Raw genomic sequence first — 19,231 nt, forward strand, 5'->3', positions numbered from 1 at the left:
ACGCCGAGTGACGGCGTCGCAGAACGAGGTGGACGCGTGACCGAGGCGCACATCGGGGCGGAACTACCCCCGCCGTTGCCGGAAGGCGGCCTGCGGATCATTCCGCTCGGCGGGCTCGGCGCCATCGGTCGGAACATGACCGTCTTCGAGTACGACGGCAAGTTGCTGATCGTCGACTGCGGGGTGCTGTTCCCCGACGTCGAGCAGCCGGGTGTGGATCTGATCCTGCCCGACTTCGGCCCGATCCTGGACCGGCTCGCCGACGTCCAGGCGATCGTGCTGACGCACGGCCACGAGGACCACATCGGCGCGGTGCCGTACCTGCTCGCCCACAAGCCCGACATCCCGCTGGTCGGTTCCCAGTTCACCCTCGCCCTGGTCGAGGCGAAGTTGGCCGAGCGGCGGATCCAGCCGTACACGCTGACCGTGCGGGAGGGTGGCCGCGAGCGGCTCGGCCCGTTCGAGTGTGAGTTCTTCGCTGTCAACCACTCGATCCCGGACGCTCTCGCGGTGGCCATCCGCACCCCCGCCGGCCTGGTGCTGCACACCGGCGACTTCAAGATGGACCAGCTCCCCCTGGACGGTCGGATCACCGACCTGGCCGGCTTCGCCCGGCTCGGCGCCGAAGGCGTCGACCTGCTGCTGTCCGACTCCACCAACGCGGAGATCCCCGGCTTCGTCACCCCGGAGCGGGAGATCGGGCCGGTGCTCGACTCGATCTTCGCGAAGGCCAAGGGCCGGATCATCGTGGCCTCGTTCGCCTCGCACGTGCACCGCGTGCAGCAGGTCTTCGACTCCGCCGCCGAGCACGGCCGCAAGGTCGCGCTGATCGGCCGGTCCATGGTCCGCAACATGGGCATCGCCCGGGACCTCGGCCTGCTCAACATCCCGGCCGGCCTGGTCATCGGGATCGAGGAGGCGACCACGCTGCCGCCGGAGCAGATCGTGTTGATGTCCACCGGTTCGCAGGGTGAGCCGATGAGCGCGCTGGGCCGGATGGCCAGCGGCGACCACCGGCACATCACCATCGCCCCCGGTGACACGGTCGTGCTGGCCTCGTCACTGGTGCCCGGCAACGAGACCTCGGTCTACCGGGTGATCAACCGGCTGGCCCGGGCCGGCGCGGTGGTCGTGCACAAGGACGTGGCCAAGGTGCACGTCTCCGGGCACGCCCCCGCCGGGGAGCTGCTCTACCTGCTCAACGTGGTCCGGCCCAGCAACCTGATGCCCGTGCACGGCGAGTGGCGGCACCTGCGCGCCCACGCCCGGCTCGGCATCGAGTCCGGGGTCGCCGCCGACCGGGTGGTGCTCTGCGAGGACGGCGACGTGGTCGACCTGGTCGAGGGCCGCGCCAGCCTGGTCGGGCACGTGAAGAGCCGGTACGTCTACGTGGACGGCCTCGCCGTCGGCGACGTCAGCGAGTCGTTGCTCACCGAACGGCGGATCCTCGGTGACGGCGGTTTCATCGCCACCACCGTCGTGGTCGACTCGGTCACCGGCAAGGTGGTCGCCGGCCCGACGCTCTCCGCGAAGGGCTTCTCCGAGGACCCGGAGGCGTTCAACCCGGTGGTGCCGCTGGTCACCGAGGCGCTCAACCGGGCCGCGGCCGACGGGATCACCGACCCGCACCAGCTGCAGCAGATCGTCCGGCGGACCGTGGGGCGGTGGGTCAACGACAAGTACCGTCGTCGGCCGATGATCGTGCCCACCGTCGTCGAGGTCTGAGCGACGTCCGCTGACGCCGGTCCACCCGAGCGGGGTGGGCCGGCGTTCGCCGTGTTCGGGGCGGTCAGGGCAGCGCGGCGACCGCCTCGGCGTACGCGACGCCGGTGGCGATGGCGGCGTCCATGAGGACCCGCAGCTGCGCCGGGGCGACCCCGTGCGCCAGGTCGGTGGCCAGGTCGCCGGCAAGCACCAACTCGTCGCCGAGGTCGTGCGCGTACGCCTTGGGCAGCAGCCGGTCATGGTTCCACGCGTTGCAGAAGGCGTACGCCTCGGCGCGGCGGGCCGCCGGCAGCCGACGGTTGGCCATGGCCCGTGCGTGCAGTACCTCACCGCGCTCACCGGCCCGCCGGAACTGGATCACCGCACCGTCCCAGTGGCCGACCACCGTCCCGCCCTCGTCCAGCGTGTACCGGTCGCCGCGCCCGTCCAGGACGGCGGTGATCATGGTGAGGGAGAGCGCGGACAACTCGCGTTCACCGGGCTCGGCCTCGACGTCGCGGCGGTCGGTGTCGGGATCGTCGAGCCCGGCACCGTCGTCGTCGGTGGGTAGCGGCACCAGCGCCGCGAGGGGGCGCTCGGCCAACCAGGCGGCCATCCGTCCGGAGTGGTGCCCGGTCCCGTTGCGCGCGTCGAAGCTGCCGGCCAACTCGCTGGCCACCCCGAGCAGCAGCGCCCCGAGCGAAGCCACGTCCAACTCGGTGGCGGTCCGCTCGCCGTACGCCGGGCGGGGCATCGTCCGCCCGCCGAGCCCTGCCTCCACGGCCAGCGCACAGACCAGTGCCCCGGCGGAGGCGAACTCCATGGCGGCCAGATCGTCGGTCGGCCGGTCCAACCGGGGCAGCTGCTCGGCCAGAATGGCCAGGCCGCGTTCCAGGTGCCCGCCCAGCGCGCAGAACCGCAGGTGCGCGGCGAGGTGCCCGAACGCCGCCCGCTCGTGCCGGTGCCGGCGGTAGGCCCGCATGTGTGCCGCCGCCGCCCGCGCCGGCTCGCCGGTCCGCAGCGCCGGCAGCAGACCGGCGACCAGGTCCCGCTCGGGTTGGTCGGTGCAGGATCGCGGATCGCCGTCGGATGCGCCGAGTTCGGTGAGCGCGGCACTCCATTCGCCCCAACCGGCCAGCAGCTCGGCCCGCCGGGCCGAGGCGCAGCCCGGGCAGCCGCCGGCCGGGCCGGGCCGTTTCCCGGACCACCGCTCGTACCAGTGCCGGGCGGTGGGCTCGTCGCCCAGGTGATCGGCGATCCGGCAGTGCAGCTCCGCGACGGTCGGTGTGTCCGGGCCGTCCGCCCCGACGCGGTGGGCCAGGTCGTGCAGCAGGGACCGGGTCTGGTCCAGCCCGACCCTGGGGGTCCCGAGCAGCGCCTCCACCGCGTACCGCTGGTAGCGCAGCAGCAGCGGGTTCTCCACGTCGGTGAGCAGGTCGGGCCGGTGGTCGGCGGCGGCCCGGCAGCGCCGGACCGGCTCGACCAGCCGCCACCGCTCCCCGTGCAGCAGGTACGCCTCGATCAGCGCGAACCGGGCGTCCATCCCGGACCGGACGTCGCCGGCCGCGTCGGCGCGTTCGGCGAGCCGTTCCAGGGCCGCCTGCCGGGCCGGGCCGTCGGGGAGGTCCCGGGCGTCGGCGAGCGCGGCCTCCAACGCCGGTACGCGGCCACGGGCGAGGCGGTCACCGGGACCGGTGGGTGGCGTGCCGGTGCGGTTGCCGGTGGACTCGTCCCGGCTGGTCACGACGGCACCGCACCGGGCAGTCGACGGACCGCCACGGCCAGCTGGCAGCCGGTGGAGATGCCACAGTCGAGCAGTTGGTCGAGCTGGTGGGGGGTGACTCCGCGTTCCAGGTCGGTGATCACCTCGCCGTACACCCGGGCCCGACCGTCGTCGTCGACGTGCACGAACGCCTTCGGCCAGAGCCGGTCGTGGTTCCAGGAGTTGCAGAACGCGTACAGGTCGGGAACCCGTTCGATGCCGAAGGTCGGATCGACCATGGTGCGGATCTGGAGCAGCTCCCCGTCACCGCCGACGCGGAGGAACCAGATCATGTTGTCGTCGAAGAGGCCCACCAGGTCGCCGTCGGGTGTCGGGCCGACGGACCGGCCACGGGCGGCGAGCACCGCGGCGACCAGGTCACCGGTCAGCGGACGCAGTGCGCCAGGGTGGCCGGCCAGCGGATCGTCCGGATCGCCCGCGAGTTCCGGCGACGCCATGGGGCATCCCTTCTGAGGCGGATATCACGACCGGCGGTGGGGTTCGTGTTACGACGCGCGGACACGACCCGGAAAAGCGGGGATCTGCCCGGCACCACCGTTACCGTGACTCTATGGCGGGCCGTACCTCTCAGGCGAGCCGGCGGCGCGGCGCGTCGCCGCGCGGTGGCACCAACAGTCGTGCCCGTCAACCGGCGAAGAAGACCCGGGCGCCGGTCCGACGGCGCACCACGCCGCCCCGACCCGGCCCGGCGGTCTACGTCGGCCGCGCGATCGGTGCACTGTGGATGGGGCTGGCGCACGGGATGGGCTGGGCCGTGCGCGCCGCCGGGCGGCAGGCTGCCTCGGCCCGTGACCTCGACCCGGAGCACCGCCGGGACGGCGCCGGGCTGCTCATGTTCGGGCTCGCCCTGCTCTCCGCCGTGGCGCTCTGGCTGTCCGGAGCGGGGCCGGTGGGCGCGCGACTCGCCGACACGATCCGGCTGTTCCTGGGCGCGATCTCGGTGGTCGTACCGGTGCTGTTGATGATCGGGGCGTGGCGGCTGATGCGTCAGCCGGCGGACCCGGAGCACCGGGGCCGCGGGTTGATCGGTTGGGGTTCGCTGCTGGTGTCGACGGCCGCGTTGCTCCAGATCGGCCAGGACCCGGTGGACACGCTGGAGCGTGACTTCGCCGGCGGTCTGATCGGCGCGGGCGTCGGTGGGCTGTTGGAGCGGGCGGTGACCGCCTGGGTGGCGGTGCCGCTGCTCGTCCTGTTGCTGCTCTTCGGCCTGCTCGTGGTGACCGCGACGCCGATCAACAAGATTCCCGAGCGGCTGGGCCTGCTCGCCGGCGGGCTGGTGGGCGCGCCGGAGACCGACGAGGAGGTCGACGAGCCGGTCGCGAAGCCGGCGCGTAAGCGACCGGCCAAGCGGATGCCCCCGCCGCTGGACCCGGACGACTTCGAGGACCTGGACGGCGCTGACCGCCAGGAGACCATGGTCCTGCCGCGCAAGTCACCGGCGAAGGTGCCGGCGAGCCGCAAGCCGCCGGTCGAGCCGCCGGAGCACTCCCCGGCTCCGACCCGGGCCGAGCAGCTCGCGTTGACCGGGCTGGCCGGGGACTACACCCTGCCGCCGGCCAACATGCTCAGCGCCGGGGCCGCCGCGAAGACCCGCAGCAAGGCCAACGACGAGGTGATCGCCGCGCTGACCGGCGTGTTCGACCAGTTCGATGTGGACGCCGCGGTCACCGGCTTCACCCGTGGCCCGACCGTCACCCGTTACGAGGTGGAGCTGGGCCACGGCGTCAAGGTCGAGCGGATCACCCAGCTGTCCCGCAACATCGCGTACGCGGTGAAGTCGCCGGATGTCCGGATCCTCAGCCCGATCCCGGGCAAGAGCGCCGTCGGTGTGGAGATCCCGAACACCGACCCGGAAAACGTCGCCCTCGGTGACGTGCTGCGCTCGCGGGCGGCGACCAGCGATCACCACCCGATGGTGGTGGCGCTCGGTAAGGACATCGAGGGCGGTTACGTGGTGGCCAACCTCGCCAAGATGCCGCACATCCTGATCGCCGGCGCGACCGGCGCGGGCAAGTCGAGCTGCCTCAACACCCTGCTGGTCTCCATCCTCACCCGGGCCACGCCGGACGAGGTCCGGCTGTTGCTGATCGACCCGAAGCGGGTCGAGATGACCGGCTACGAGGGCATCCCGCACCTGGTCACCCCCATCGTGACCAACGCGAAGAAGGCGGCCGACTCGCTGGACTGGGTGGTCCGCGAGATGGACATGCGCTACGACGACCTCGCCGCCAACGGGGTCCGGCACATCGACGACTTCAACCGCAAGGTCCGCAACGGCGAGATCAAGGCCCCGCCGGGCAGCGAGCGGGAGATGCGGCCGTACCCGTACCTGTTGGTGATCGTGGACGAGCTGGCCGACCTGATGATGGTCGCGCCGCGCGACGTGGAGGACTCGGTCGTCCGGATCACCCAGTTGGCCCGTGCCGCCGGCATCCACCTGGTGCTGGCCACCCAGCGCCCCTCGGTGGACGTGGTGACCGGTCTGATCAAGGCGAACGTGCCGTCCCGGCTGGCGTTCGCCACCTCCTCCCTGGCGGATTCCCGGGTCATCCTGGACCAGCCGGGTGCGGAGAAGCTGCTCGGTCGTGGTGACGGCCTCTTCCTGCCGATGGGCGCCTCCAAGCCGGTCCGCATCCAGGGCGCCTGGGTCACCGAGCGCGAGATCGCCGACGTGGTGAAGTTCTGCAAGGACCAGCGGGAGCCGGAGTTCCGGCCGGACGTGCTGGCCCCGGCGCAGGAGAGCAAGAAGAAGATCGACGAGGACATCGGCGACGACCTCGACCTGTTGGTCCAGGCGGTGGAGTTGGTGGTCACCTCGCAGTTCGGCTCGACCTCGATGCTCCAGCGCAAGTTGCGGGTGGGTTTCGCCAAGGCGGGCCGCCTGATGGACCTGATGGAGACCCGGGGGGTGGTCGGGCCGTCCGAGGGGTCGAAGGCGCGCGACGTGCTGGTCAAGCCGGACGAGTTGGACGAGGTCCTGGTCGGCCTGCGCGGCGACGTGGACTGACCGACAGCCGACCCCGGACGCACGACGGGCCCGCCGGTATCCGGCGGGCCCGTGACGGGGAAGAGGTCAGTTGTTGATCAACGCGCCGATGATCACCAGGCTGATGATCGCGGCGACGACGCTCGCCACGGCGGCGTACCAACCCAGCGGCTTGTCGCCCAGCACGGCGCCGACGACGCCCGCGATCACGCCGAGTACGCCAAAGATGATCGGGTTGAGCAGCAGGGCCAGGACCGCGAAGACGAAACCCACGATGGTGACGATGCGGGCGGCGTTGCTGCGGGGACGGGCGGTGCTCGGCATGTCGGTCATGTCTTCCTCCGGGTGAGAGCCTGTCGTGACAGATCGATCACTACCCACTGGTGGGGCCGGTCACGCCTGTCGCCGGGACACCTCAGTGGAAGATCTTCAACCCGATCACGCCCGCCACCACCAGCAGCAGGCAGAGGATCCGGGGCAGGCTCGCCGACTCGCCGAGCGCCAGCATCCCGACCAGTGCGGTGCCGACCGCGCCGATGCCGACCCAGACCGCGTAGCCGGTGCCGACGGGAATGTCCCGCAGCGCGTACGACAGCCCGGCCATGCTCAGCAGGAGTGTCACCACGAACACCACGGACGGGACCAGCCGGCTGAAACCGGCGCTGCGGTCCAGGGCGATCGCCCAGGCCGTCTCCAGCAGTCCTGAGATCACCAGCACGAGCCAGGCCATCGTTCACCTCACCGGAAGCGCCCGGGGCTGCCGCACCGGGACGAGTCGAGTCTGCACGTCACGCGGGGCGTCTTGGCCTGACCGGGTACGCCCACCACTCGTCCGGAGTGACCACGAGCATCCGGCCACCGGGTCCGACGCTAGCACCGCCCCCGGCGCGGTGGCGGTGACCACCGCCACGCTCCGTTGACCTCTACCTGACTTCAACATGCACTATCGCCAGCATGACCCTGCTCTACGCCGACCCCGAGGTCGCCGCCACGCTGGACGCCGCCACCACGGTCGACGCCATGCGCGCCGCGCTCCTGGCCGCGTACGAGGGACGCCTGATCGCACCGCCCCGGGCCGCCGCACCGCTGGACGGCGGGCGGATGGTGCTCACCGCCGGGCACCTGGTCGGCGAATGGTACGGCTTCCGGTCGTACGACACCTTCGGTCACCCGCAGGGCGAGCAGTTGGTGGTGCTGCACGACGCCCGGACCGGGGCGGTCCGGGCGGTGGCGGTCGGCGAGGAGCTGGGCTCCCGTCGTACCGGCGGGTTGGGTGGTGCCGCTGTCGACGCGCTGGCCCGGCCCGACGCCGCCACCCTCGGTGTGATCGGCTCCGGCCGGCAGGCGTGGACCCAGGTCTGGGCCGCCGCCGCGGTCCGCCCGCTACGCGAGGTGGTGGTGCACAGTCGGTCCGCCGCTCGCCGGGAGACCTTCGCCACCCGGGTCCGTGCCGAACTGGGCGTGCCGGCCCGAGCGGTGGCCGACCCGGGCTCGGCCGTCACCGGGCGGGACCTGGTGGTGCTGGCGACCACCAGCCCGACCCCGGTGCTGCGCGCCGCCGACCTCAGCCCCGGCACCCACGTCAACGCGGTCGGCTTCAAGCAACGCGACCGCAGCGAGTTCGGCACCGACCTGCTGGACACCGCCGATCTCCTGGTCACCGATTCGCCGGTCCAGGCGGTCGACTACCAGCCGCCGATGCTCGCCGCCACACCCCCGTACCTCGGGCGGTTGCGTGACCTAGGCGGCATCCTGGCCGGCGCGGTCCCCGGCCGGACCAGCGCGGACCAGGTCTCGGTCTTCTGCTGCACCGGCCTGGCCGGCACCGAGGTGTTCCTGCTCGACGCGCTGACCCGGGTGGCCGCCCCGGCCCGCTGACCCGGCACACGGGGCTGACCGAACAGCGGACCGCCGCCTGCGCGACCGGACGGGTCGCCGGTGGCGCGAACCGATCATGATGAGGGTGGCCGCGCGACCGCCGGCGGAGCAACCCGAGCGTGAGGTGCCATGGTCCTCGGACTGGTGACTGTCCTGTCGGTACTCCGGGTCGCGGCGACCACCGGCTACTCCGGTCCTAGCCTTTCGCCGCGATGAACGTCTCCCATCGGGTCGTCGAGATCGCCCTGCCGCTCGCGAGTCTCGCCCTCTGGGCCGTGGTCTACGGAATGACCCGGCTGGCCACCCGACCCTCCGCCCCGGCCCCGGCCCCGCTGGACCTTTCCGGCGCCGAGCCGCCGGCCGTGGTCAGCCTGCTCGCCAACCGTTGGCGGCACACTGTGGGCGCCGCCGAGTCCACGCTGCTCGACCTGGCCGCGCGCCGCTACCTGGACCTGCGTCAGACCGAACCGGATCCCCGCCGGACCACGGTGCACCTGACCGGCCTCGCCGCCGACGACCTCAACCCGTACGAGCGGCAGGTCTTCGACCGGGTGACCGCCCGGGCGGTCGACGGGGTGGTGCCACTCACCGCGCTGGCCTTCTCCGACGAGAAGCAGTCTGCGGCCTGGTCCAAACGGCTGCGCCGGGCGGTCGTCGCCGACGCCCGGCGGCGTGGGCTCTCCCGCCCCCGGTCCTCCCGAGGGCTTGTCCATCTGTTCACCGTGCTCGGCGCGGTCGTCGCGGCCGTGGTCGGGGTCGGGAGCTGGCACTACGTGACCCGCGTCGGGCAGGACGTCTTCGGCAGTGCCGCCGCGTTCCTCGTCACCCTGGCGGTGCTCGTCAGCCTTGCCCGTAGGGACCTGGGGGAACGGGACACGCCCGCCGGCCGGGCCGCCGCCGCCCGCTGGCTCGGGGTGCGCGACTGGCTGGGCGGGCAGGAGGGTTTCGCCGACCTGCCACCCGTCGCCGTCACGCTCGGCAACCGCCATCTGCCGTACGGGGTCGCGCTCGGCGTTTCCCGGGGGGCCGCCGAGGTGGTCGACCTCGGCATGGCCGACCGCCGACGACTCTGGTCGTCGTACGGGGGCCGGTGGCGTCAGGTGGATGTCAGCTATCCGCGCGGGTTCCCCCGGTACGGCCAGCCGCTGGGCTGGATCGTCTTCCGGGCGCTCATCGCCGGCCTGCTGGGAGGGACGTTCACCCGGGTGATCGGGGGATCGCCGATCCCCTGGTTCGACGACCTCGGCCCGGTCGCACTCGGAGTGGTCCTGGTCGGCCTCGCGCTGCTCGTCCTCGCCGGGTATCTCCTGCTCCGTGCGGCGGTCGACCTGGCCGCCCCGATCACCGTCACCGGCGAGGTGCTCTGGCACGAGGTGTGGCAGCGGCAGACGTCGGACGACGGTCCGGGCCGGATCGTCAACCGCTACCTGGTCATCGACGACGGTCACGCCAACCAGCTCCGCGCGTGGGTCATCCCGGAGCAGATCGCGGGGGAGTGCCGCCTCGGTGACGTGGTCACCGCCCAGGTCCGGCCGTGGACCCGGCGGGTGCTCGGGGTGAGCGTCCACCGCGCCACTCCGGACCCCGCCGAACACGCCGCGTCCGAGCCCCGCTTCGGGCACGAGGGGTCGGCGGACCGGCCGGGGTGACGAAGCCGACACCCGGGCCCGAACCGGGGGTGCTCCCGTGCCGCCGCTGGTCCGGCCGCCCGCGTGCGTGGGCTCACCGGACCGGCCCGGTACCCTCGGATGGTGTCTGCCACCTCTCCTTCGCCCGCTGAGCACGCCGAGGGCCGTCGCGTCGCCCTGCTGACCCTGGGCTGTGCCCGCAACGAGGTCGACTCGGAGGAGCTGGCCGCCCGCCTGCACGCCGACGGCTGGCAGGTGAGCACCGACGGCGAGGGCGCCGACGTGGTGGTCGTCAACACCTGCGGTTTCGTGGAGAAGGCCAAGCAGGACTCCATCCAGACCCTGCTCGCCGCCGCCGGGACGGGCGCCAAGGTGGTCGCCGCGGGCTGCATGGCCGAGCGGTACGGCCGGGAGCTGGCCGACAGCCTGCCCGAGGCGCAGGCGGTGCTGAGCTTCGACGACTACCCGGACATCGCCGCCCGGCTCAACGCCGTCGTCGCCGGCGAGCAGATCAGCGCGCACACCCCGCGCGACCGGCGGGAGCTGCTGCCGCTGACCCCGGTGCGCCGCCGCGACAGCGGGGTGTCGCTGCCCGGCCACGGCACCGTGACCCGCACCCCCACCGACACCGACGAGCACACGCCGGCGCACCTGCGCCAGGTGCTGCGCCGACGGCTCGACACCGGCCCGGTGGCCTCGCTGAAGCTGGCCAGCGGCTGCGACCGCCGCTGCGCGTTCTGCGCCATCCCGGCCTTCCGGGGGGCGTTCGTCTCGCGTACGCCGGACGAGCTGCTCGCCGAGGCGGAGTGGCTGGCCAAGTCCGGGGTACGGGAGCTGGTGCTGGTCAGCGAGAACTCCACCTCGTACGGCAAGGACCTGGGTGACCCGCGCGCCCTGGAGAAGCTGCTGCCGCAGCTCGCCGCGGTGAGCGGCATCGTCCGGGTGCGGGCCAGCTACCTCCAGCCGGCCGAGACCCGGCCGGGGCTGGTCGAGGCGATCGCCACGACCCCGGGTGTGGCACCGTACTTCGACCTGTCGTTCCAGCACTCCAGCGAGCCGGTGCTGCGCCGGATGCGGCGTTTCGGCTCCACCGACCGGTTCCTGGAGCTGTTGGCCGGTGCGCGCGCCCTGGCCCCGGAAGCGGGCGCCCGGAGCAACTTCATCGTCGGTTTCCCCGGCGAGACCCGCGCCGACGTCGACGAGCTGGTCCGGTTCCTGACCGAGGCCCGGCTCGACGCGATCGGCATGTTCGACTACAGCGACGAGGACGGCACCGAGGCCGCCGGCCTGCCCGGCAAGGTCTCCGCCGCGACGATCAAGCGGCGCTACGACCGGCTCAGTGCCCTCGCCGACGAGCTCTGCTCGCAGCGGGCCGAGGACCGGCTCGGCTCGACCGTCGAGGTGCTTGTCGACTCGATCGAGGACGGCGTGGTGGAGGGCCGGGCGGCCCACCAGGCGCCGGAGGTCGACGGCTCCACCACCCTGGTCGCACCGGCCGAGGGCGGGGTCGACCTGGCCGCGCTGCGCCCGGGCGATCTGGTACGCGCGACAGTGACCGGCACCGAAGGGGTGGACCTGCTCGCCGTGCCGGATGAGATGATCTCGGCGGCGCCCGGCGCGGCACGGTGACGGCGGGCCCGAGCGGAGCGGGGGACGCAGGTGGTGCGGTGCCGGGAACGCCACGGCGGCCCGAGCGGAGTGCGGCGGTGACCGGGGCGACGGAGTCGACGCCCGGCCGGGTGGTGGCCGTGGTCCCCGTCGTCAACGCCGCCAACGCGCTGACCGCCCTGCGGCTGGTGCTGGTGCCGGTCTTCGCCGCCTCGGTGATCATGTCCGGGATGACCCACGCCGGGTGGCGGATGGCGGCCTGCCTGATCTTCGCCGTGGCCTCGGCGACCGACCTCGTGGACGGCTGGATCGCCCGCCGCTTCGGGCTGGTCACCTCGGTCGGCAAGGTGGCCGACCCGATCGCCGACAAGGCGCTCACCGGTGCCGCGCTGGTGCTGCTCTCCTGGTACGACCAGCTGCCCTGGTGGGTGACCGCGCTGATCCTCGTCCGCGAGCTGGGCATCACCGGGTTGCGGTTCTGGGTGATCCGCCACGGTGTGATCGCCGCCAGCCGAGGCGGCAAGGTCAAGACGGCGCTCCAGATCCTGGCCATCGCCTGGTACCTGTGGCCGATGCCGGCCGCGCTCGCCACCGTCGGGCCGTGGATCATGGCCGCCGCCGTCCTGGTCACGGTGGCCACCGGCTTCGACTACATAGCCCAAGCCCTCCGCCTGCGCCGCCCCCACTAGCCCCCACCCCGCCCCGACCCCCCGTTGATCATGAAGTTATTGCCCGCCGCCTCGGCGTGTCATGGCAATAACTTCATGATCGACGCGATTGGGTTGGGGTTGGGGATCGGTGGGTGGGGAAGGACTGGGGATGCGGCGAGGGGTGAAGGCGGGGTGGCGGTGGACAGCGCTGGGGTGAGTGGTGCCGAGGTGGACGGTGCCGAGGTGGACGGCCCTGAGGTGGACGGTGCCGAGGTCGGCAGCGCGGCGGCCGCCGTGGTGCACCGGTTGTCCGAGCGGCACGAGACGCTCGCCACCGTCGAATCCCTCACCGGCGGATCGCTGGCCGCCTCGATCGTGAACATCGCCGGGGTCAGCGGGGTCTACCAGGGTGGCCTCGTGGTCTACGCCACCGAGTTGAAGGCGACGCTGGCTGGCGTCCCCGCCGACCTGCTCGCCGAGCGGGGGCCGGTGGACCCGGAGGTGGCGGCGGCGCTCGCCGAGGGCGGCCGACAGCGGTGCGGTGCGGACTGGGGACTGGCCACCACCGGGGTCGCCGGTCCCGAACCGCAGGACGGCAAGCCGGTGGGCCTGGTCTACGTGGCGGTCGCCGGCCCGAACGGCGGTGAGGTCCGCCAGCTCGACCTGGACGGCGGGCGCGACCACGTCCGGGCGGCGGCGGTGGTCGAGGCGCTGCGGCTGCTCACCGAGCGGCTGGCCGCCGCGACACGGTGAAATTCGCTGCGGCACGGTGAAATTCGCTGCGGCACGGTGAAATTCGCTGCGGCACGGTGAAATTCGCCGTGACACGGTGAATGCCGCCCGGGGTGGGCTCGGACCGCCCCGGCAGGCCCGCCCCGGCGAACCGACGGGCGGGGCGGGATGTCGCCCGGGCCCGCAACGGGTACGGTTGCGGGAAGGCTCCGACGTTCGGGGCCGGCGTGGTCCGCCGCGACCGGCTGCCCAGCGCCGGGCGCGAGGAATCCCTCTGGGGGAGGTGCGATGATCCTGCTACGCCGGGTGATCGGTGACGCACTGCGAGCGCGCCGGCAGGGCCAGCAGCGCACGCTGCGTGAGGTCTCCACCGCCGCCAACGTCAGCCTCGGCTACCTCTCCGAGATCGAACGGGGGCACAAGGAGCCGTCCAGCGAGCTGCTCGCCGCGATCTGTGACGCCCTCGGTGCCCGCCTGTCCGAGCTGCTGCGTGAGGTGAGCGACACCGTGGCGCTCGCCGAGCAGATGCCCGATGTGCTCGTCTCGATGCCGGACGAGCCGGCCGACGCCGCGCCCAAGAGCACCAACCGGGGCGTCCGTCGGGTCACCTCCGACGGCAAGGTCGCCGTCTCGGTCCGCCAGGACTCGCCGCTCAAGGCCACCCTGCGCAGCACCCGGGTCCGCCCGACCGAGCGCGACCGGGACGTGGTCTGCGCCGCCTGACCCCGATCCGGCTGACCGTGGGCGGGGTGGCCCCGGCCGCGTAGGGTTGCTCGCAGGAGCCGCCGGTGCTGTCGACCGCCCGGTACGGATGCCTCGTTGGCGTTCTGCTGGGACGATGGAGGCCGGCCGGTGACGGTCGGTCGGTTCAGCCGGCCCGGCCGTGGTGGAGCGACGCTACTGAGGGGATACCACGGAGATGGCGAACCCGTTCGTCAAGGGTTGGAACTACCTGATGGCGCTCTTCGGTGCGAAGATCGACGAGCACGCCGATCCCAAGGTGCAGATCCAGCAGGCCATCGAGGATGCCCAGCGGCAGCACCAGGCACTGGTCCAGCAGGCCGCCGCGGTGATCGGCAACCAGCGGCAGCTGGAGATGAAGCTGTCCCGGCAGATGTCCGAGGTCGAGCGGTTGCAGGGCAACGCCCGGCAGGCACTGGTGCTGTCCGACCAGGCCCGGGCCAAGGGCGACGAGGCCGAGGCGGTGCGCTTCGAGCAGTCCGCGCAGACGCTGGCCAGCCAGCTCGTCTCCGCCGAGCAGGCCACCGAGGACCTGAAGACCCTGCATGACCAGGCGCTGGGCGCCGCCGCGCAGGCCCGCCGGGCGGTCGAGAACAACTCGATGATCCTCCAGCAGAAGCTCGCCGAGCGCACCAAGCTGCTCAGCCAGCTGGAGCAGGCCAAGATGCAGGAGACGGTGGCCCGCTCGCTGGAATCGATGTCGTCGCTGACCGCGCCGGGCACCACCCCGTCCCTGGACGAGGTGCGCGACCGCATCGAGCGGCGGTACGCCAACGCGATGGGCCGCGCCGAACTGGCCGGCAACTCCGTCGAGGGCCGTATGTTGGAGATTCAGAAGGCCACCATCGACTCGGCCGGCTCGGCCCGGCTGGAGCAGATCCGGTCCAGCATGGCGGGGGAGCAGCTCGGCGGCGCGACCCAGCGACCGGCCGTACCGCAGGCCGAGAAGACCGGCCCGGCCAACGACCCGACCGCCGCCGCCCGACTGGACGAACTGCGCGCCAGCATGGCCCGCGAACGCGGCACCGGCGACCCCACCGCCGCCGGCTGAACGACCGGACCGAGGAGGCACTGTGGCAGACGAGCGGACCCGGTACTTCCGGAGGCTGGGTCGGCTTCGCCGGTCGGCCCGACGGTGGAGCGTGCTGGCCGGTGGGCTCGGCGGCGCGGCGGCGGTGCTGACCCCGTACGCCGGTCTTGGTCTGCCCGACGCGGCCTGGGCCGGTGCCGCGGGCAGTGCGGTGGCGCTCGCCGCCTGGCGGTGGATCGACGTGCGCGCCCTGGCCGCCCAGCCGGCACCCCCGGCGCTCGACCCGGCCGAGGCGGCGGCCCGCTCGCGGGCCCGGCTGGTCGCCGCCGTCGAACGGCTGCCGGTCGGCCCGGGCGTGCTGGCCGAGGTGCGCCGGGTCCGTTCCCGGATCGCACTGCGCGGCACCAGCGCCGGGGAGCAGTGGGTCCGCCTGGACCGGGCGGCGCTCACCCTGGCCGGGATGGCCCCCCGGCTCACCGGGCTGGCCGAGCCGGCGGTGCTGGAGGCCGCCGCCGCCGACCGCTCGCTGCGCGACCTGGCCACCCGGGTGGCCAGTGTCGAACGCGCGCTGCGGCTGGCCCCGGCCGACGCCCGGCCGCCGCTGGCCGAGGCGCACGCCGCGCTGACCGCGCAACTAAAGGCCGGGGTGGCGGCGTACGAACGGCTGGTGGTCGCCGCCGCCGGCTATCTGGCCGAGGACGCCCGACCGGAGAGCGCCCACCCGGCCGCCGACCGGCTCACCGAGGCGACCGACCTGCTGCACGGGGTCGCCGGGGCCCTCGCCGAGCTGCGGGCCGTCGGCACCCCGCTGCGCGCACCGACGCGCTGAGCGCACACTCCCCGGACCGCCGGCCCGTCACGGTGGGGTCGTCACCAGGACCGGCCCGGTGTACGCCGAGGTGCCAACGACGTTGAACGACCGGATCCGGTAGTGGTAGGTCACTCCCCGGGCCAGCCCCGTGTTGGTGAAGCCGCGGCCGGTCACCGTGAAGGTGGCCACCTCCTGCTCGAAGGTCGGGTCGAGGGCCCGCTGCACGGTGAACCCGGACCCCGGGCCGCCGGGGGTGCTGGCCGCCCACGCCAGGATCACCGTCGCGGTGTCCGGCCCCGGCGCGGTGCCGGTGGCGCTCACCCCGGTCGGGACGCCCGGCGGGGGTGGCGAGGTCACCGTGGCGATCGTCGACCACGCCGAGGCGGCACCCAGGTAGGTGGTCCGCACCCGGTAGTAGTACGTGGTGTCCGGTGCCACTGTCGGGTCCAGGTGGTTGTCACCGACCCCGATCGCCGTGGTGCCCGGGCCACTGGTGAACGTCGGGTTGGTGGCCCGTTGCACGTCGATGCCGGTGGCGAACGACCGGTTCGTCCAGCGCAACGCCACCCGCAGCGGTGCCGCCGGCGGGAGCGCCGCCACCAGACCGCTCGGCGCGGCCAGGTGCACCGAGGCGGGCACCCCGTTGGACCAGGACGAGTAGCTGACCGCGTTCTCCGCCCGGATCCGGTAGTGGTACGTCACCCCCGGGGTGACCGTCGCGTCGGTGTACCGGGTGGCGGCGGCAGCGACGGTGATCGTGGTGACCTCGCCGCCGAAGGTCGCGTCGGTGGCCCGTTGCAGCAGGTGGCTGGTGGCGGCCGGTCGCCCGCCGTTGCTGGTCCAGGCCAGCGCGATAGCGGGTAGTGCGGTGGCCGACCCGGGCACCGGGGTGGCGGTCAGCCCCGTCGGCGCCTTCGGCGTCACCCGCAGCACCAGCGGTCGGGTCATCCCGCCGTCGCGGTGGCCGGCGAGCTGGCTGTGCCAGCGGTACTCCCAGCCCAGGTTGACCAGTTGGTTGACCACTGTGGCGGGTCGCCCGTCGGCCGGGCTGACCGGCGTCGAACCGGCCCGCGCGCCGGCCGGGCGACAGGGGTCGAGCAGCCGGAGGCTGTCGCCCAGCTTGAACGGCAGCACCGGCGCGACCGGACGCAGCGCCACCACCACGTCCTCCCGGGGGTTGACCCGGACGATCCCCTTCCAGCCCAGCTCCGTGTCGTGCGAAAGGCGCAGCGTGCCGTCCCAGCCGACCCGGTTGATCACCTGTAGGTCGCAGCCGTCGACCTGCACCGGCTCGGTCTGCCGGACGTTGCCGCTGATCCGCCAGAGCTGCGTGCCGTCGGTGGGGGCACCCACCGGTACGGCGGTGTCGGTGGCGAACAGCACCTCGGTGGCCGGGTCGGTCGCGCCGAGCGGCAGCGTCGTCGGGTGCAGCGGCCCGGCGTGCGGGTGTCCCACGCCGAGCCGGCCCGCCAGCCGGCCGTGGTCCGGCTCGAAGATCTGCTGTGCGGCCTTCACCGTGATCGGCAGGGTCACCGGGCCGGTGCCCGCCGTCGGCGTGAACGTCACTGTGGTGGCGTGCACCGGCACCGTCGTCCACGTCGTCGTCCGGGTGCCGAACGCCGGGTCGTACGCCGGTTGCGGGACGATCGGCGGGCGCTGGCTGGCCGCGTACGCCAAGGGGAGCCGGTCGCGCAGCCGGTCCAGGTCGTACGGCGGCGCGGGTGTGCCGTTCACCCGGAACTGGAGCAGGGTGCGGGTGTTCGGGCCGTACCCCGGTTCGGTCGGGGGCGGGCCACCCTCCGCGCTGCGGTCCGGGGCGTCGGTGTGCTGGTCGTAGCGGCTGTCGAAGCCGGGCAGTGGGGCCGGAGCGTCGTTGTACAGGATCAGCGTGCTGCCCGGCGGCACGGCGGAGAAGTCGACGAGCACGTCGGCCCGCTCACCCGGTGCGAGCAGCAGGGTGTGCCCGTCGACGTTCAGCACTGTCGGGTCGAGCCGGTCGTACCGGTAGCCGATCGGTCGGTTCGGCAGCACCACCGGGGCCGGCAGGAGACCGGCCTCGTTGCCGATCTGGATGAACTCCGGGCCGGCGGCGCGGGGGTCCGGCACACCGCCGTCGCGTCCGTCGGTCGGCCAGAGCGCCGGCCGGTCCGCCGCGCGGGTGGCCGGCACCATCGGCACCTCACCGGCGTCGGGGTCGGCGAGCGCGCCGTCGGCCGTCCACATCGCCGCGTCGGAGCGGGCGCGGTAGAGCTGGAGGTTGAGGCTGCGGTCCAGGCAGGCGTTGAGGATCCGGAACCGGTACGTGCGCGGCAGCACCTCCAGGTACGGGTAGGCGACGCCGTTGACCAGGGGGGTGTCGCCGTACGCCTCGGGGACAGCCGACGGGTGCGGGACGCCGGGGTTCAGCGGTGGTTCGTCCGGGGCGTCGACCGGGTCGTGGTACGGATTCGGCACCCAGCCGTCGGGGTGGCTGTCGTGGGCTGCGGCGTTGCGGGTCCAGGGGCCGTAGTCCCACCGGCCGGTGCGGTTGCGTCCGCCGGAGGAGTACGGGTTCTGCCGGGGCTGGTAGACGTGCGGGTGCCAGAGGCTGCCCCGGGCACCCCAGCGTTCCCGGTCCCAGGTCGGGTCCTCGGCGGCGAGTTGGGCGTCGTCCGGGACGAACGTCTTGTCCTCGATCACCAGGGGCACCTGGTCGGCCGGCAGCACCGCGTCGGCGACGAGCTGGTCCTCGGCCGGGTCGGTGAGCAGGTAGAGCGCGAGCTGTCCGCCGTAGACGGTGAGCCGGGCCAGGCCGAGGGTGTTGTCGTGGAACCACAGCAGCCGGCCGCTCTGCTCGTTCGGGAAGTAGAGAGTGGTGGCTCCGGCGCCGGGCGCCGGCATGTCCGGCACGTGGGCCAGCCCGGGTCCGGTCGGGTACGGGGTGATCTCCCCGGCCGGGGTGATCCACTGCCCCGGGTTGCCCGCGCTGGTCCAGCCGGTCTGCGCCCCGGCCAGGTGCAGCACGGCCCGGTTCTGCGGGTACGGCGCCGGTCCGTCCAGCGGGCCGAGGCCGGCCCCCTCGATCGTGTCGTCGACCGGCAGGAACAGCTCGCCGGCCCGGCCGGTGGGGAGTTGGTTGATGAACTTCACCCGGACCGGTCGACCCCGACGGGCGAGGATCATCGGCCCGAGGTGCCACTGTCGCTCCGGTGGCACCACCGTGTTGTGGCCGGCCGGGTCGGTGCCCAGGTTGAGCTGCCGGTAGCCGCGCAGCCGGGTGGCCGGCAGGTCCCGGTGCAGCCGTTGCGCGTACTCCTGGAGGCCGATCTCGTAGTAGTCGCAGCCCGGATAGCTGATCGTGTCGGGCACTGCGACCGGTAGCTGGTTGCCGAGGTCGCCGCGGCCCGGCTGGCCGGGGAGGGGCAGCGGGTCGACGAACTTGCGCAGCCCGGACCCGGCCGTCACCTGCCCGTCGGGGTCGCGGGTCGGGCGGGGGCTGTGGGCGAAGTTCGGCACCGGGCCGAAGTAGCGGGGCACCACGGCCGGGTCCAGGCTCGGTGTCGCGACGACCTCCTCGGCGGTACGCGCGGCCGGCACGGACGCCCCCCGGCCGGTGGCGGGGGCGTCGGTGTCGCGGGTGGTCCGTGTGAGGAAGGTGGAGCGGAGTCTGCGGAACATCGCCATGACTCTCCCCGGTTCGG

15 protein-coding genes and 1 riboswitch are annotated in these 19,231 nt (G+C 73.3%); of the genes, 10 read left to right on the plus strand and 5 right to left on the minus strand.

The window, feature by feature from the left end; all coding sequences use genetic code 11:
• The first annotated feature begins 36 nt into the window (after nt 1–36).
• Nucleotides 37–1,725 carry a ribonuclease J gene (locus QCZ28_RS13645; RefSeq protein ID WP_030336843.1) on the plus strand — a complete coding sequence of 563 codons (1,689 nt, stop codon included), beginning with the start codon at nt 37–39 and terminating at the stop codon, nt 1,723–1,725.
• A gap of 64 nt (nt 1,726–1,789) precedes the next feature.
• On the opposite strand, the gene QCZ28_RS13650 is transcribed toward QCZ28_RS13645, so the two are convergent.
• Entirely contained in the window at nt 1,790–3,358 is a 1,569-nt protein-coding gene (locus QCZ28_RS13650) for a YbjN domain-containing protein (protein ID WP_279517046.1), read from the minus strand.
• Nucleotides 3,359–3,444: 86 nt separating this feature from the next.
• Entirely contained in the window at nt 3,445–3,924 is a 480-nt protein-coding gene (locus QCZ28_RS13655; RefSeq protein ID WP_279516993.1) for a YbjN domain-containing protein, read from the minus strand.
• A 113-nt stretch (nt 3,925–4,037) separates the two neighbouring features.
• Between QCZ28_RS13655 and QCZ28_RS13660 the strand changes: the two genes are divergently transcribed.
• Nucleotides 4,038–6,494, plus strand: coding sequence for a DNA translocase FtsK (locus QCZ28_RS13660; protein WP_279516994.1), 2,457 nt, complete (start codon nt 4,038–4,040; stop codon nt 6,492–6,494).
• Nucleotides 6,495–6,560: 66 nt separating this feature from the next.
• On the opposite strand, the gene QCZ28_RS13665 is transcribed toward QCZ28_RS13660, so the two are convergent.
• Both QCZ28_RS13665 and QCZ28_RS13670 read right to left on the minus strand, forming a co-directional pair.
• Complete coding sequence (locus QCZ28_RS13665) at nt 6,561–6,806, minus strand: hypothetical protein (RefSeq protein ID WP_279516995.1); 246 nt, start codon at nt 6,804–6,806, stop codon at nt 6,561–6,563.
• Between the two features lie 82 nt (nt 6,807–6,888).
• The gene (locus tag QCZ28_RS13670; protein ID WP_112586602.1) at nt 6,889–7,203 is read right to left on the minus strand and encodes an SMR family transporter; all 315 of its coding nucleotides are present in this window, start codon (nt 7,201–7,203) and stop codon (nt 6,889–6,891) included.
• A gap of 61 nt (nt 7,204–7,264) precedes the next feature.
• A riboswitch (guanidine-III (ykkC-III) riboswitch) is annotated at nt 7,265–7,335 on the minus strand.
• A 92-nt stretch (nt 7,336–7,427) separates the two neighbouring features.
• Here QCZ28_RS13670 and QCZ28_RS13675 point away from each other — a divergent pair.
• The 8 genes from QCZ28_RS13675 (at nt 7,428) to QCZ28_RS13710 (ending at nt 15,569) form a co-directional block, all read left to right on the plus strand.
• The gene (locus tag QCZ28_RS13675) at nt 7,428–8,351 is read left to right on the plus strand and encodes an ornithine cyclodeaminase family protein (protein WP_279516996.1); all 924 of its coding nucleotides are present in this window, start codon (nt 7,428–7,430) and stop codon (nt 8,349–8,351) included.
• 212 nt (nt 8,352–8,563) lie between these two features.
• Nucleotides 8,564–10,000 carry a DUF2207 domain-containing protein gene (locus QCZ28_RS13680; protein WP_279516997.1) on the plus strand — a complete coding sequence of 479 codons (1,437 nt, stop codon included), beginning with the start codon at nt 8,564–8,566 and terminating at the stop codon, nt 9,998–10,000.
• 99 nt (nt 10,001–10,099) lie between these two features.
• A complete protein-coding gene (gene rimO / locus QCZ28_RS13685; protein ID WP_279516998.1) occupies nt 10,100–11,608 on the plus strand; it encodes a 30S ribosomal protein S12 methylthiotransferase RimO in 1,509 nt (502 codons plus the stop codon).
• 77 nt (nt 11,609–11,685) lie between these two features.
• Complete coding sequence (pgsA, locus tag QCZ28_RS13690; protein WP_279516999.1) at nt 11,686–12,276, plus strand: CDP-diacylglycerol--glycerol-3-phosphate 3-phosphatidyltransferase; 591 nt, start codon at nt 11,686–11,688, stop codon at nt 12,274–12,276.
• Between the two features lie 204 nt (nt 12,277–12,480).
• Nucleotides 12,481–12,990, plus strand: a complete 510-nt coding sequence (locus tag QCZ28_RS13695; protein WP_279517047.1) for a CinA family protein — start codon at nt 12,481–12,483, stop codon at nt 12,988–12,990.
• Between the two features lie 267 nt (nt 12,991–13,257).
• On the plus strand, nt 13,258–13,692 hold the full coding sequence (locus tag QCZ28_RS13700) for a helix-turn-helix transcriptional regulator (protein ID WP_279517000.1): 435 nt from the start codon (nt 13,258–13,260) through the stop codon (nt 13,690–13,692).
• 196 nt (nt 13,693–13,888) lie between these two features.
• On the plus strand, nt 13,889–14,761 hold the full coding sequence (locus tag QCZ28_RS13705; RefSeq protein WP_124777699.1) for a PspA/IM30 family protein: 873 nt from the start codon (nt 13,889–13,891) through the stop codon (nt 14,759–14,761).
• A gap of 22 nt (nt 14,762–14,783) precedes the next feature.
• Nucleotides 14,784–15,569 (plus strand): hypothetical protein, encoded by a 786-nt coding sequence (locus QCZ28_RS13710; protein WP_279517001.1) that lies wholly within the window; start codon nt 14,784–14,786, stop codon nt 15,567–15,569.
• Between the two features lie 27 nt (nt 15,570–15,596).
• On the opposite strand, the gene QCZ28_RS13715 is transcribed toward QCZ28_RS13710, so the two are convergent.
• A complete protein-coding gene (locus tag QCZ28_RS13715; protein ID WP_279517002.1) occupies nt 15,597–19,214 on the minus strand; it encodes a hypothetical protein in 3,618 nt (1,205 codons plus the stop codon).
• Between the last annotated feature and the right edge of the window lie 17 nt (nt 19,215–19,231).

Source organism: Micromonospora sp. DH14 (assembly GCF_029809455.1).
In the GTDB taxonomy this organism is placed as follows: domain Bacteria; phylum Actinomycetota; class Actinomycetes; order Mycobacteriales; family Micromonosporaceae; genus Micromonospora; species Micromonospora parva.